This window comes from Rahnella sp. 1L-D-7-B-C2 (genome assembly GCF_057290995.1).
Window position 1 is genome coordinate 1 of record NZ_JBXAVQ010000019.1, and the last position, 14,443, is coordinate 14,443.

Here is a 14,443-nt window from a genome sequence, read left to right on the forward strand (position 1 = left end):
TCCCTGAATAACCTGACGCCGGAAGAATACCGGCTGATGGCTGAAAAACCGGAACTCTCAAAAAGTGTGTGGAACTAAAACAGGTATGCTTACAGGGCAAATGGTAACCAAGGCGGAACGACCAGTTTCGGGTCTTTGGTCAGTTGCTCTGGCGGGTCTGGAGGCAATTTAGGTATTGCGAGAACTTCATTTGGGACAGCTGCGTTTGCAGACCCTGCTTCTAATTACACTGGATCGCCTATCAGAACCAAAGATAGCCAAAGCGGCGGGCCGGGATTGGTATATCAAGTAGGATTTGTTCTAAGTGGAGGTGGAGGCAACAGTGATTATGGCAGTGGTGGTGCAGGAGCAAGCGGCGCGGGGCTTCCGGGGAGAGGTTATGGATCGGGAGGTGCCGGGGCCGCAGCTGGAGTAAGCTCAGCTGCACTTGCAGGAGGCGCTGGAATGCCAGGGTACGTTATTATTGAGGAGTACAGTTAATGGAATCTGGAAATTACGCAGTAATGGAGAATGATGAATATTTAGTGCTTAATACTATATTTGTACAAGATAAAATATCCATCAAAGGTAAATATCTTGTATTTATTGCCGAGGGGGTTTCTTGCGGAATAGGAAACTTTTACAATCCTAAAGATGGCCTGTTCTATTTAGACGGAGAATATAATGTGGTATCAGGAACTCCATTGGAAGTGAAAATAGATTTGGCAGGTTAACAATAACAATCTTCCGGTATGTAAAAAAGTAAGTTGCTTGGTGGGGTTATGACAAATCTAAATCAGTATCATCCTGAAATTGATGAGAAGAATTACCTTAGATTCAGGCACAACGTCCGACTATAGGTTACACTCGTGCAGCATACATATAAAAACAATTACCGGAAGATTCACGGCTTAGAACTAAAAAGGGGGATCCATGCACAACAAGTTCCCCCTGGAATTAAATTACGCAGAAACCTTATTGTTGTGGAAGCGATCCGCTATCACTGCACGTAATATTTTATTAATCGGGGCTTCAAAGAACTTATAAAGTAGGATGGATGAAAAAATACATAATGATAAAAGAATTGAAATTGAAACAAAGAAATCAAATGGCGTTATTATTTCCTTTTTTATAATAAGAGCAAAATGGTTTATAACTATTTGGTGAATCATGTAAAAACTAAATGAAGCCTCACCAAGAAAAACAAAAGGACGATAGGATATTGCTTTTGATATTATACCATTTGATAATGAGAATATTAAAATAATTGCTGCGATAGGAAGGACGTAATAAATATCATACCTCATATCTTGTGATGTTATATCTCTAGATGTCACGAACAACGCTAGCGCGACGAGGGATAAAAACTCAAGCAATGAGGATTTTATAAATGTAAGTTGAATGTGTTTTAGTTTGACGTAGGCATGGTACACTAGCATTCCTGAAAGGAAGTCACCAATTCTAAAAATAGGATTGATATAAAATAACCAAAGCCGATTAAATCCGTTTATAATCTCAGTGTCTGAAATTAAAATCTGCACAGTGACTATTATAACTAACAATAAACAAAGCAAAGTAGCTATCTGTCTAAATGTTAAAAAACATAGAAAAATGAATGAAGAATAAAAAAACATTTCAACAGATATGCTCCATGAGACCCCATTGAACGAGAACACAGACTCTATAGAAGGATACCAAGACTGAACAAGTAGGGCATTTGCTAAGGTACTAATCGGTGTTGGCTCTGATATGTGATTGCCATTTAAAAACAAAGCAATCGCGGTCAATAATGTGAGTAAATGAACTGGGTAGACACGGGCTAATCGATTCATAATAAACTCCCATGAATTACTTGCACCGGAAATAAGTTTATCTCTGTAACTATAAGATATTATAAAACCTGAAAGAACGTAGAAGAACGTTACCCCTATTGTTCCTTCATAGAAATACGCGCTTAAATATTTTAAATTTCCGCCAGAGTGAATGGATACTGTGCTAGCGTGAAACATAAAAACCGCTAGAGCAGCAAAGAACCTTAATGATGTTAAAGCATTCAGTTTATTCATATTAATCCAGTGAAACTCAAACCATAACAAGTGCGCTACCAGTATCATAAACCTAAGTATACCCGTAGGTTACGGCAAATCCAGCATCACCCAACCCCGTGGGGTTTATTCTATCTTCACAAACCCTCTCAATCGAATCTATACTGTATGTTCATACAGTGCTTGGGGGGTGGTTATGGGCGGTAAAGATTTGGGATTTGATGTTGTACTGCGCTGGCAGACTCGCAATCACATTCAGCCGGGGACATACGTGTTCTTCCAGCGGCTAAAGGAGCACGGTGGCGGCTTCTGGTTGGGTCAGGCATACGACGATTGGTTTGGGTTTGTGATAGAGGAGCCGGTGTCGCTGAGGCAGGGGATGGAATATCTGATGTCGATAAAGAGGAATGAGCCGCAACTTGGCGGGTTCCATGATGACCCAGATGATTTCTTTCTGCGATGAAAAGTGACGCCCAAAGTCACGTGAGTTATTATGTGGCGAGTGTCCTGCAGAAAAGCATGATTATCTGGTCAACTTTTTGCTTAGTACACGCCTTAGTACATATCTCCGTAAGCATCATTCATAATCCAATCCTAACTCATTGAATAATAAAGAATTTGGACATTAAGCAACTGATTTATTTATGTAATCTCGAACGCGAGCGGCATTTTGGCCGGGCGGCGGAAGCCAGTTTTGTCAGTCAGCCGACGCTGTCGATGCGCTTAAAAAATCTCGAGAAAGAACTCGGGCTGAACCTTATCAACCGTGGCAATAACTTTGAAGGTTTCACCGCCGAAGGGCTGCGGGTGCTGAGCTGGGCGCGGGAAATCGTGGCGGTGTATGAAGGCCTGAAGCTGGAAGTGGAATCGCTTAAGCAGGGCATGAGCGGCACGTTACGCATCGGCGTGATGCCGCAGTGCAGCGTTTCTCTGGCGCAGCTTATCAAAGCGGTGAGTCTGGTGCATCCGGGGCTGGATTACCGGGTGTCTGAAGTGAGCGCCGATCAGCTGATCGAGGCGCTTAGTAGCCATTCGGTGGACGTCGGCATCGGATTCTTCGAATTCTCTACCCTCAATGAACTGCGCTTCCAGCTAGTGCCGATCGATGACGGCGGTGTTGACGTGGTTTATCACCCGGATCACTTCCCGGAGTTGCAAAAGCTCAGTCTGATCAGCGCCGAAGAGGCCGTGGCGTTGCCGCTGTGCCTGTCCGAACCGAGCCGCTATTTCCGCCGCTATCTGGATAATTTCTTTCGTCAGGCCGGGCTGGAGCTGCATCCGCGCCTGGAAAGTACCTCGATATTCCAGCTGATGCAGGGCGTTTTTGTCGGCATCGGCTGTGCGCTGGTGCCACGCGGGCATCTGATCGACGAAATGAATCCGGCGCTGAAACGTTGTCCGCTGGATATCACACCGATGAGCCGCCATGCCGCACTGGTGGTTGCCGAAGCAGGGCGGTCAACACCGCTGGCGCAGCACTTCTTCACCACTGCCGGTCTGTGGTTAGCGCAGCAGCAGATTCAGAAATAAACCAATACCATTCAGTGCAGCTTTATCTCATGAAATCCTATTGATGTAATGAATGTTTGGGGTCAAGCTTTGCGTTATGCCTTAAGTGAAATGGATGGAATAAAAATGAAAGCATTAAAGACGGTGATTCTTGCAGTGGCGACGAGCGGTGTTTTACTGGCAGGCGGCGCGCAGGCGTCGAATAATCTGCTCGGGCAACTTCAGCAGGCGGCTAACGAAGGGCTGAACGGTGCGGGCAAGAACACCAACAGCACCGGCACGACCTCTTCGCTGACCTCACTGCTTAGCGGCGGGGACAGCGCACTGACTTCGACCAGCGCCAACAACGTAGCAGGTGTGTTGCAGTATTGCGTGAAAAACAACGTACTTTCCAAAGCCAGCACCGATAATGTGAAAGACCAGCTGTTGAGCAAACTGGGTATCCAGACCGCCTCCGGCGCACAAAGCCAGGATTACCAGCAGGGGCTGGGTGGCTTGCTGAAAACCGGTAAAGATCAAAGTGTGGATCTGAATAATCTTGGCAGCGGATTGACGCAGGTGAAAGAGAAAGTCAAAACCAAAGCATGTGATGTGGTGCTGAAGCAGGCCAAATCGTTTATTTGATTTTTGCATGGGCCGATGCAATTGATGGCTTTTAACTTCCTTCCAGTACAAGGTCAAAACCGTGGGTTGCCACCCATTTTGCCTTATACACAACTTTGCGAATGATGGGGAAGCAGACTGGGATTTTGCGGGGTTTGGTTTTTGCTCCTCCCCCTGCGAAGGGGGAGTGTTTAGACCGAGGACATGGTGAACACATGTTCGGGAACATGGTGAACACTTTTTAGCAATGTTTACCCACCGTGATCGACTTCGACGTCAGGTCGATCACGCCTATTTTTGTTTTATACCACCACACGCTGTAAATGCCATCGACTGTCTCTTCTTCTATACCCAGCCGCTCTTTGATGAACGCCTTTCCAACGTGATATTCCTTCCCTTTCAGCGTCACTCTTCCGCTGATATCGACCTTCCTTGTCTGCATATGCTCACCGTATTCTGCGGCTTCAGGCTTTGGATTATAGGCTCGTGGACTGGCGTGATATCGGCTGGACGGGACGGATAATGCGATACCCTCATGAGGGCGCTGCGTATTGTAAATATTCCGCCATTCATCCAGCGCCAGCTGCATGACGGGCAGCGACGGGAAGTCCCGCCGCGACAGCAACTCCGCTTTTAGCGTCCGGTGAAAACGCTCATCTTTACCCTGCGTCTGGGGATGATAAGGTCTTGAATGACTGACGCTTATTCCCTGACGCATCAGCCAGAGCTCCAGTTGTGTCCAGACGCCTCCCGTATGTCCCCAGGGCGCGCCGTTGTCCATCGTCATCCGTTCCGGAAGGCCATAACGTTCGAAGGTGCCGATAAGTTTATCCTGCACCGTCTCACGACGTTCGTCATGACAGCCTTGTAAACACAGGGAAAAACGCGAATGGTCGTCCAGAATAGTCAGCGGATGACAACGCCCTTCGCCGCAGGGAACGTGCCCTTTAAAATCCATTTGCCACAGGCTGTTGGGATGAGGGTGTTCGAAGCGTCCCACTGCGGGATGGCTGGCGGGTTCTTCAGGCAGAATAAGGCCGTGGCGTGTCAGAACGGCGTGTACCGTACTGACGGCAGGCAGCGTGAGGCCGATATCCTCGAGACGGCGCTTGAGCTTACGGGCACCCCAGGCGGGATGCTGAAGGCGGAGTGAAACGATGCGCGGTTCAAGTTCCGCGTCAGTATGTAAAAGCGTGGTGATGGGGCGACGGGAACGGTCGGCCAGCCCGGCCTCACCCGCGGCAACAAACCGCCGGAGCCACTTGTAGCCAGTGTTCGGAGCAATGCCGAACAGCCGGCAAAGTGCGCGAAAGTTAGCGCCCTCGAGGCGGGCGAGTGAAACAAACTCGAGACGTAATGACATGGTTGAAACCTCATTCCACGGCATAGGTACGTTCCTCACAGAAGTACAGATGCCTTAGTTTTAAGTGTTCACCATGTCTCCGAACAAGTGTTCATGATGTGTCCGGTCTAAACAGGGAGGCCGGGTGGGGGTATGGCTGGCAATAAACTGGTTAAAACACTTTAACCTTTTGATTTAACGTTAATACCCCACCCCAACCCTCTCCTTCGCAGGGGAGGGAGCTGTCCGAATTGTCCTTGAAATTGAGTAGGCTGTTTTCTTTTCAGACCTTGTGTCGGTGAAGTTGTGACCTAAAAGCCTCCAGCCTTTATCAAAAATCACGCCGTAACGACGGGATTTTGCAGCATCCGCAACTACTCCGCGTACACCTTCTCTTTGCTCTCACACAAATCTTCGATCAGACAACTCCCGCATCGCGGTTTACGTGCAATACAGGTATATCGTCCGTGCAAAATTAGCCAGTGATGGCAATCGAGCATAAATTCCTTCGGGACGACTTTCAGCAATTTCTCTTCGACGTCTTCGACGGTTTTTCCCGGCGCGAACTTCGTCCGGTTGCAGACGCGGTAGATATGCGTGTCGACGGCAATCGTCGGCCAGCCGAAGGCGGTGTTAAGCACCACATTAGCAGTTTTACGCCCGACGCCTGGCAGGGCTTCCAGCGCGGCACGGTCTTCGGGAACCTCACCGTTGTGCTTTTCCAGCAAAATGCGACAGGTTTTGATCACGTTCTCGGCTTTTGAATTGAACAGGCCGATGGTCTTGATGTATTCCTTCACGCCGTCCACGCCGAGTGCCAGTACGGAAGCAGGCGTATTGGCGACCGGATACAGCTTCGCGGTCGCTTTATTCACACTGACGTCCGTGGCCTGCGCGGAAAGTAGCACCGAAATCAACAGCTCAAACGGGGTGGTGTACACCAGTTCGGTGGTCGGGTGCGGATTGTTGTCCCGCAAACGGCTGAGGATCGCGACGCGCTTTTCCTTATTCATGCACACTTCCTTTTGGCAGAGTTTCTTCAGCCGCGACGTGCTGCACGGCTTTGCGCGCTTTCATGCGCTGGTCGATCAGATATTTGCCTGCCAGCAGCAAGCCGAGGCCGATAAAGGCGCCCGGTGGCAGCATCGCCAGCAAGAACGGGTTGTCCAAATGAATCACTTCGACGCGCAGTACCTTCGCCCAACTGCCGAGCAGTAAATCAGCGCCGTTAAATAACACGCCGCTGCCGAGAATTTCACGCATGGAACCCAGCACGAACATCGCACAGGTCGCGCCGAGGCCGGTCATCGCGCCGTCGAGCGCCGCCAGATGTACCGGGCTGCTTGCCGCGCAGGCTTCCGCCCGTCCGACCACAATGCAGTTAGTGACGATGAGCGGAATGAAGATCCCCAGCGCCTGATAAAGACCAAACGCATAGGCGTTGATCAGCATCTGTACGGTACTGACCACCGAAGCGATAATCAGCACGTAAATCGGAATACGGATTTCATCCGGGATCCACTTACGGAACGCCGAAATCATGGCGTTGGTGCAGGTCAGCACCAGCGTGGTCGCCAGCCCCAGCCCTAAGGCGTTGGTTGCGGTGGACGTCACGGCCAGCAGCGGACAAAGCCCCAGCAGCTGCACCAGCGAGGAGTTATTGGTCCACAGACCCTGAACGATTATCTTTTTGGCTTCACTCATCACGGGCTCCACAAGGGGTGAGGTGGGAAAGCTGAGACGGTACCGTCCCGATAAATAATGCGGTGCGTTTAACGGAACGCACCACGGCGCGCGGAGTAATGGTCGCGCCGGTGAACTGATCAAACATACCGCCGTCTTTCTTCACTGCCCAGCGCGCATCACTTGCGCCGTTGACGGTCTGATTGGCGAAATGCTTGATCCAGTCGGAAATACGCACTTCAATTTTGTCGCCCAGGCCCGGCGTTTCATGCTGTTCCAGCACGCGCGAACCGTACACGTTGCCGTTAAAATCCGCGGCAACCAGTAACTGAATGGCACCGGAGTAGCCGTCTGGCGCGGTGGTTTCTACCACGGCAGCGACCGGTTTACCGGCTTTGCGCGCCAGATACATCCGGTGTGGTGTAGCGGTGCCGAGAGATTCATCAGTGACGTTGTAACATTCATTCTGCAAGTTGTTATCATATACGCTGGCAGGAATGACCTGATCGAACAACGTTTTTTGCTGTAACAGCGCCTGATGTTCAATCGTGGGCTTGGTCATCAGATTGACCAGAGCGGTCATGCCGGTCATCAGGGCGCCAAAAAATGCCAGGATCAGGCCGTGGCGTCGCATTGTAGCTAACATAATTCTTCCTCAGCGATGCCCGTAAACGCGCGGCTGCGTGTAGTGATCAATCAACGGCACGGTAATGTTGGCCAGCAGAACGGCAAAGGCCACGCCGTCAGGATAACCGCCGTAAGTGCGGATAAGCCACATCAGTAAACCAATCAACGCACCAAATATCAGACGACCTTTCGGCGTGGTTGACGCGGTGACCGGATCGGTCGCGATAAAGAAAGCGCCCAGCATCGTTGCACCAGAGAACAGGCCCACCAGCGGCGAGGAGTAGCTCTCCGGCGCCAGACCCCAGGCGAGAGCGGCGCAGAACGTCAGCATGCCGAGCATTGCCACCGGAATGTGCCAGCTGATGATTTTGCGCCACATCAGGTACAGGCCACCGGCCAGGAACCCGAGGTTAATCCACTGCCAGCCGAGACCGGCCAGCGCGCCGCCAAACAGCGGGGTGGCAAGGATTTGATCGGCAGAATGGCCGGAGCGCAAACCGGTTTTGAACGCATCCAGCGGCGTTGCCTGCGTCACGCCATCGACGTTCATCTGTAACTGATATGCGCTCAGATCCTGACTGTTGTGACCGGTAAAAATGGTCAGCAGCGTGTCGGCAAAACCGACGTGATGATGCTGCAACGCATCCGGCGGCAGCCAGGTGGTCATCTGTACCGGGAAGGAAATCAGCAGCACGACGTAACCGACCATCGCCGGGTTAAACGGATTCTGCCCCAGCCCCCCGTACAGTTGCTTGGCGATGATGATGGCGAAGATCGTGCCGAGCACCACCATCCACCAGGGGCCGAGCGGCGGCAGGCTGATACCCAGCAGAACCGCCGTCAGCAGGGCGCTGTTATCGCCAAGACGTTTTTTTACCGGTTGTTTGCGCAGCTGCAATACCGCGCCTTCCGCCAGCAGCGCAATGGTGATTGCCAGCGCGAGCTGAACCAGCGTGCCATAACCGAAAAACCAGACCTGAGCGACCAGGCCGGGAATGCACGCCATAATCACCATCATCATGATGGTGCTGGTGTTCTGGCGGTTATGTGTAAAAGGTGAACTTGCAATCCTGAAGGCCATTTATTCCTCGTTCGACATGGTCTGAGCGGCTTTACGGGCCTTAACTCGGGCGATCGCAGCAGCGACGGCAGCTTTGCGTGGATCGCTTTCTTGTTGTGATGTGTCTTTTTGTTCCGGTTCAGCGTCCTGCGCTTCACTCAGCGCGGCGGCCTTTTTGGCCTTTGCACGGGCAATGGCAGCGGCGACGGCGGCTTTGCGTTTGTCGTCAGCAGAAGGCTCTGCCGGTGACGTTGTCACGGATTCAGCCGCAGCGGCTTTCGCACCGTCCGGCTGTGCGGCAGCGGCTTTTTTGGCTTTTACGCGGGCGATTGCGGCGGCCACGGCGGCTTTGCGATCGTCAGCGGCTTGCGCCGCAGGCGCGACGTTCAGCTCGCTGTCCGTTGCTTCCACCACCACGCCGGTCCCGGCTTTTTTAGCCTTCATCCGGGCGATGGCAGCAGCGACGGCGGCTTTACGGTCATCATCGGCGGTCGGTGCGACTTCAGGTACGGGCTCAGAGGCCACGGGAATTTCTTGCTCAGCGGCCGCTTTTTTGGCTTTCGCTCTGGCAATTGCTGCTGCAAGCGCCGCTTTACGCGGATCGGCATCGGCAGAGTCTGCCACCACGTCAGCTGCTGGCGCAGCTTCGACCGGCGCGTCATCGAGTTTCACGGCCGCTTTCTGATGTTTCTCTTCACGTGCTAATTTTTCACGTTCCATACGCGCCTGTTTGGCTTCGAAGCGGGCTTTAGCTTCGGTGGCGCGGGCGGTTTCAGTGTCGATGGCGCGGATTTCGGCCTTTTCCTGCCGATAATATTGCACCAGAGGAATGTTGCTCGGGCAGACATAGGCGCAGGCGCCACATTCGATACAGTCGAATAAATTATGGTTGCGGGCTTTCTCGTGTTCCTGACCTTTACTGAACCAGTAAAGTTGCTGAGGCAGCAAACCGGCCGGGCAGGCGTCGGCGCACAGGCTGCAACGGATGCAGGCTTCTTCCGGCTCAGGCTGACCAAGTTCGGATTCAGACGGGGCCAGCAGGCAGTTGGAAATTTTAACCACCGGCACGTTAAGCGATGGCAGGGTGAAGCCCATCAGAGGCCCGCCCATGATCACCATCTTTTTGTCGCCCTGCGGCTGCAATGCGCCTTCCTGCATCAGGTGCGCCACCGGTGTGCCAAGACGCGCCCAGACGTTGCCCGGTTTCGCCATCGCTTCGCCGGTCAGCGTCACCACGCGTTCGATCAGCGGTTCGCCATCGATGATTGCGCGTTTGATGGCATACACCGTCCCGACGTTTTGCATCAGCACGCCGATGGACGACGAGTGATGGCCTTTCGGCACTTCGAGTCCGGTCAGAATTTTGGTCAGCTGTTTGGCGCCGCCGGACGGGTATTTGGTCGGTACCACGCGCAATTCGAACCGCACGCCAGCGGCCAGATCACGCTCCATGCTGGCTTTGATGGCGGCTTTAAATGCAGCGATGGCGTCAGGCTTATTGTCTTCGATGCCGATCATCACGCGTTCCGGGTGCAGCATATGGCACAGAATGCGGGTGCCTTCGAGGATCTGATCTGCATGCTCCTGCATCAGCCGGTCATCGGCGGTGATGTAAGGTTCGCACTCGGCGGCATTGAGAATAAGCGTGCGGGTAGAGGTCAGCCCGCCCGAGAGTTTGCTGGCGGTCGGGAAGCCCGCGCCGCCGAGACCGGCAATACCGGCCTGACTGATGCGCTGATTCAGCTCATCGGCGGAAAGTTTGCGATAGTCGGCAATCAATTCGCGTTCGCACCAGGTGTCCTGGCCGTCGGCGTCGATCAGCACGCACTGCTCTTTCAGCCCCGAAGGGTGCGCGGTGATGTGCGGCTCAATGGCAGCGATCACGCCTGAGGTCGGAGAATGCACCGGTACCGTACGGCCACGGCCTGTGGTCAGCGGCTGACCTTTCAGAACGTGGTCGCCAGCCTGCACGCACAGCTCGCCCTCAGGGCCAAGATGTTGCTGAAGAGGGATGATAAAGCGCTCAGGCAGCGGCACGTTGCGCAGCGGAACGTGGCTCGACTGAGTCTTCATTTCTGGCGGATGGATCCCGCCGTCGAAGTCCCAGATTTTGTCTTTTTTGAGCGCGGCAAACAGATTAAACATGTTACTCCGCATGGATGACCTGAACCGGAATGGATTGCATATCCCACTTCCAGTTTGCGGTGGTGGTTTTGATCGGCAGCATTTCGATGCAGTCGGTCGGGCACGGCGCGACGCACAAATCACAGCCAGTACATAAATCGGTCACTACGGTATGCACGGCGCGGGTGGCACCCACGATGGCATCGACCGGGCAGGCCTGAATGCACTTAGTGCAACCGATGCAGTTGCTTTCGTCGATGTAGGCCACGCGGCGAACCGGTGCGGCAGCGGCGGCGTCTTCGCCCATCGGCTGTGGCTCAACGTTGAGCAGCGTGGCGAGTTTCAGCATGACCGCTTCGCCGCCCGGCACACATTTATTGATGCTGTCGCCATTGGCCACGGCTTCGGCGTAAGGTTTACAGCCGGGATAGCCGCATTGCGCGCACTGGCTTTGCGGCAGGATATCGTCAATCTGATCGACAACCGGATTGCCTTCCACGGCAAAACGGCGCGATGCGTAGCCCAGCAGCAGGCCAAAAACCAGTGCCAGAGCGGTCAGCGCGGCAATCGCTACCCATAATTCAAACATCAGAATTTCACCAGACCGGTGAAGCCCATAAAGGCCAGCGACATCAGACCTGCGGTGACCAGCGCAATGGAAGATCCTTTGAACGGGGCAGGGACGTCAGCGACGACCAGACGCTCACGGATGGCGGCAAAGAGCACCATGACCAGCGAGAAGCCAAGCGAGGCGGCGAAGCCGTATAGCGCAGATTCCATAAAGCCGAACTGCTGGTTGATGTTCAAAAGCGCCACGCCGAGTACGGCGCAGTTGGTGGTGATGAGCGGCAGAAAGATGCCCAGCAGGCGATACAGTGACGGGCTGGTTTTGCGCACCACCATTTCAGTGAACTGCACCACGACGGCGATGACCAGAATGAACGCCATCGTGCGCAGATAGACCAGCTCCAATGGCATCAGGATGAAGGTGTTGACCATCCACGAGCAGATATTCGACAGGGTGATGACGAATGTGGTCGCCAGCCCCATGCCGATAGCCGATTCGAGCTTCTTGGAAACGCCCATAAAAGGGCACAGGCCAAGAAACTTCACCAGAACGAAGTTATTCACCAGCATGGTGCCAACAAACAGTAATAAGTATGAGGTCATGTCAATAGCCCGGACATAATAAACATTAAAACTTCAGGGTTATTCCGTGAAGGTTTCTTTCACCCGCAGTGAGCGCTTGAAATAAGGCACAAACACCGCAGCGGCTAATAACGGTAACAATAAGTTACGAACAGCCAGATCGTCGGTAACCGGCGAGAAAGCAAAGGCTTTTACCGCCAGCAATACGGTACACAGCAACCAGATAATATACATTTTCGGCAACGCTTTGGCGCGCTTGCAGAATTGCCACAGTACAGCGACGGTAAATAACCCCATCGCCAATGTGGTCACTACGGAGAAATACCATTGCAGGGTAAATGCCTGCGAATTGGTCAGTAAATAATCCCGCGATTCCGGCATAAATAATGCCATGGAAAACAACGCCAGCATTAATACGACGCTCATCAGCGTCACAATCAGATACGCCATCGGGGCCAGTAGCCATCCGCCAATACGTTTGTAGCCCGGAATATTCGACATAAAAAACCTTTATTACGCGGGTTTTCCACCCGGACAGTACAGGGAGCTTTTCCCCATCTTCAAGGCGCAGTAGCTTAACCTGAGAGATAATTTCTCGTTATCGTATTTATGTGATCAATATCCCCTTCGTTTTTGAAGGGGATTTGCAATGAATGGCAGATTAACGCACAGGGACCAGAATTTCCGTCGCGACGATCACCACAACCAGACCAACCAGAACCGGCACGGAAGTGCGTTTGACCACTTCAAACGGGGAGATTTTAGCCATACCGGCGACGGCGACGATCACACCCGAGACCGGGGAAATCGTGCGTCCGAGGTTAGAGGCCTGAAGCATCGGGATGACCAGATACTCCGGATTAATGCCCATTTTCGCCGCCAGTTTCGGGATAAGTTCGACGAAGGCATAGAAGGAGGCGTTACCTGAACCGGTGGTCATGGCGGCCAGCACGGTGATCGTAACCAGAACCAGCATCATGATAATGCTGCCGGAACCGAAGTTCTGCGCCAGCCCGATCAGGCTGCTGATGAACCCGACAGTGCTCAGCCCTTGGGCGAACACGCCCGCCGCGACCAGTAACATCACCACGTTGGCGAAGGCATCCGCCATGCCGCGATAGGCGACGTCCAGACCGGCGAACACGATTTTTCCGCTGCGGTTGCGCACGGTTTCAATCAGTGCGGTAAGCAACATACAAATCACCAGAATGGTGATGATGTGCAGATTCGGTCCCCATTTGCCGTCGAATATCAGCACACCGATGATGGGAGTGAAGGGAAGAATGGCGTAAAAGGCGGGCGCGTTGGTTTCCACAACGTCATCTTTATTCGAATCCACGGCACCCACCAGTTCAGAGGTATCGCGTTTATCCAGATAACGCTGCCAGAAGAAGTGGGCGACGGCCATCGCCACAATGGCGGCGATAGAAATCGGCAGGGTGACTTTAAACGCGAAATCTACCAGCGGCATGTTCGCCGCCTGCGCCGCCAGCACCACGTCGCCGGAGGTGGGAGAAAGAATGATCGCCGCAGGCGACGCACAAATCGCCGCTGCCGCACCACGGCTGATGCCGACGTTGACCATAATCGGGAACAGTGTTGCCATCAGCAGCACGCCCAGTCCGGTCGCTGAGGAGACGGCCAGTGACATCAGGCACGCCAGGATATAGGCGGCGACCATCAGGATATACGGGGAATTGATCATCTTGAGCGGGCGGGACGCCAGTCTGACCACCACGTCGTTCGCGCCGATGTGCGTCATGTAAGCCGCGAAACCGCACAGCATCATGATCATCATTCCGAGATCGCCACCCCGGCTCATCAGCAGAATTTTGACGTACTCGACGATATCCGTGGTATTCCAGCCGGTGCTTTTCGCACCTTCCGGCAGCACGCTGTGACCCATCAGCGCACTTATTACCAGCAGCAACAGCCCGCCCACCATGAGCACGCCAGTTGGTGAATATCCTTTGATGATGTATCGCCCGACAAACACGGCGACCACCAGCCCGATCAGCAATTCCCACATACGTTGACTCCCCGGAGATTAAATTTGGACAAAGGCGGGCACTGTGAACAATAAATGCGGTGCGTGTTATGACGCCCATCAATGATTGGGGTTGAAACGGGGAGGGGATTTGGGAAATGTGATGCGAGGCTGACATAACGGGGGGCGGCTTTTAAATCGATTTTTAGGGCAAGACCTTGTGCTGCCGCCCAAACCGGCCCAAAGGACGCGTAAACGCGCGCCCTCTGGACTCCCGCGTTATCAAAAAACGTGCCCTGCATCCCGGCTATGTTTCAGAAACTCCCGCTATTGCC

At 53.1% G+C, this 14,443-nt stretch carries 15 protein-coding genes and 1 pseudogene; 5 read left to right on the forward strand and 11 right to left on the reverse strand.

Features of this window, described 5'->3' with window-relative positions:
- Both AC0Z7K_RS20800 and AC0Z7K_RS20805 read left to right on the forward strand, forming a co-directional pair.
- Positions 1 to 78 (forward strand): annotated as a pseudogene (locus AC0Z7K_RS20800) (integrase); the annotation flags it as partial.
- A gap of 401 nt (positions 79 to 479) precedes the next feature.
- On the forward strand, positions 480 to 713 hold the full coding sequence (locus AC0Z7K_RS20805) for a hypothetical protein (RefSeq protein ID WP_485615775.1): 234 nt from the start codon (positions 480 to 482) through the stop codon (positions 711 to 713).
- A 228-nt stretch (positions 714 to 941) separates the two neighbouring features.
- Here AC0Z7K_RS20805 and AC0Z7K_RS20810 read toward each other — a convergent pair whose 3' ends face one another.
- Positions 942 to 2,045 (reverse strand): acyltransferase family protein, encoded by a 1,104-nt coding sequence (locus AC0Z7K_RS20810; RefSeq protein ID WP_485615776.1) that lies wholly within the window; start codon positions 2,043 to 2,045, stop codon positions 942 to 944.
- 175 nt (positions 2,046 to 2,220) lie between these two features.
- Between AC0Z7K_RS20810 and AC0Z7K_RS20815 the strand changes: the two genes are divergently transcribed.
- The 3 genes from AC0Z7K_RS20815 to AC0Z7K_RS20825 all read left to right on the forward strand — a co-directional run bounded on the left by AC0Z7K_RS20815 (position 2,221) and on the right by AC0Z7K_RS20825 (position 4,157).
- On the forward strand, positions 2,221 to 2,487 hold the full coding sequence (locus tag AC0Z7K_RS20815) for a hypothetical protein (protein ID WP_485615777.1): 267 nt from the start codon (positions 2,221 to 2,223) through the stop codon (positions 2,485 to 2,487).
- 155 nt (positions 2,488 to 2,642) lie between these two features.
- Complete coding sequence (locus AC0Z7K_RS20820) at positions 2,643 to 3,554, forward strand: LysR family transcriptional regulator (protein WP_485615778.1); 912 nt, start codon at positions 2,643 to 2,645, stop codon at positions 3,552 to 3,554.
- 105 nt (positions 3,555 to 3,659) lie between these two features.
- Positions 3,660 to 4,157, forward strand: a complete 498-nt coding sequence (locus AC0Z7K_RS20825) for a YjjA family protein (RefSeq protein WP_485615779.1) — start codon at positions 3,660 to 3,662, stop codon at positions 4,155 to 4,157.
- Positions 4,158 to 4,377: 220 nt separating this feature from the next.
- Here AC0Z7K_RS20825 and AC0Z7K_RS20830 read toward each other — a convergent pair whose 3' ends face one another.
- The 10 genes from AC0Z7K_RS20830 to dcuC form a co-directional block, all read right to left on the reverse strand.
- Positions 4,378 to 5,523, reverse strand: a complete 1,146-nt coding sequence (locus AC0Z7K_RS20830; protein WP_485615781.1) for an IS481 family transposase — start codon at positions 5,521 to 5,523, stop codon at positions 4,378 to 4,380.
- A gap of 329 nt (positions 5,524 to 5,852) precedes the next feature.
- Complete coding sequence (nth, locus tag AC0Z7K_RS20835; RefSeq protein ID WP_413528748.1) at positions 5,853 to 6,491, reverse strand: endonuclease III; 639 nt, start codon at positions 6,489 to 6,491, stop codon at positions 5,853 to 5,855.
- Positions 6,484 to 7,182, reverse strand: a complete 699-nt coding sequence (locus tag AC0Z7K_RS20840) for an electron transport complex subunit E (RefSeq protein WP_413528749.1) — start codon at positions 7,180 to 7,182, stop codon at positions 6,484 to 6,486. Before AC0Z7K_RS20840 ends, nth begins: the two co-directional genes overlap by 8 nt.
- On the reverse strand, positions 7,175 to 7,807 hold the full coding sequence (gene rsxG, locus AC0Z7K_RS20845) for an electron transport complex subunit RsxG (protein WP_485615783.1): 633 nt from the start codon (positions 7,805 to 7,807) through the stop codon (positions 7,175 to 7,177). The genes AC0Z7K_RS20840 and rsxG overlap by 8 nt, the downstream gene beginning before the upstream one ends.
- A gap of 9 nt (positions 7,808 to 7,816) precedes the next feature.
- The gene (gene rsxD, locus AC0Z7K_RS20850; RefSeq protein ID WP_413528751.1) at positions 7,817 to 8,869 is read right to left on the reverse strand and encodes an electron transport complex subunit RsxD; all 1,053 of its coding nucleotides are present in this window, start codon (positions 8,867 to 8,869) and stop codon (positions 7,817 to 7,819) included.
- Complete coding sequence (rsxC, locus tag AC0Z7K_RS20855; protein ID WP_485615785.1) at positions 8,870 to 10,993, reverse strand: electron transport complex subunit RsxC; 2,124 nt, start codon at positions 10,991 to 10,993, stop codon at positions 8,870 to 8,872.
- Position 10,994: 1 nt separating this feature from the next.
- Positions 10,995 to 11,561 (reverse strand): electron transport complex subunit RsxB, encoded by a 567-nt coding sequence (gene rsxB / locus AC0Z7K_RS20860; RefSeq protein ID WP_112167627.1) that lies wholly within the window; start codon positions 11,559 to 11,561, stop codon positions 10,995 to 10,997.
- The gene (gene rsxA, locus AC0Z7K_RS20865; RefSeq protein ID WP_112167628.1) at positions 11,561 to 12,142 is read right to left on the reverse strand and encodes an electron transport complex subunit RsxA; all 582 of its coding nucleotides are present in this window, start codon (positions 12,140 to 12,142) and stop codon (positions 11,561 to 11,563) included. Before rsxA ends, rsxB begins: the two co-directional genes overlap by 1 nt.
- A 39-nt stretch (positions 12,143 to 12,181) precedes the next feature.
- Positions 12,182 to 12,622 carry a DUF2569 domain-containing protein gene (locus AC0Z7K_RS20870; protein ID WP_485615786.1) on the reverse strand — a complete coding sequence of 147 codons (441 nt, stop codon included), beginning with the start codon at positions 12,620 to 12,622 and terminating at the stop codon, positions 12,182 to 12,184.
- Between the two features lie 160 nt (positions 12,623 to 12,782).
- A complete protein-coding gene (dcuC, locus tag AC0Z7K_RS20875; protein ID WP_413528755.1) occupies positions 12,783 to 14,150 on the reverse strand; it encodes an anaerobic C4-dicarboxylate transporter DcuC in 1,368 nt (455 codons plus the stop codon).
- Between the last annotated feature and the right edge of the window lie 293 nt (positions 14,151 to 14,443).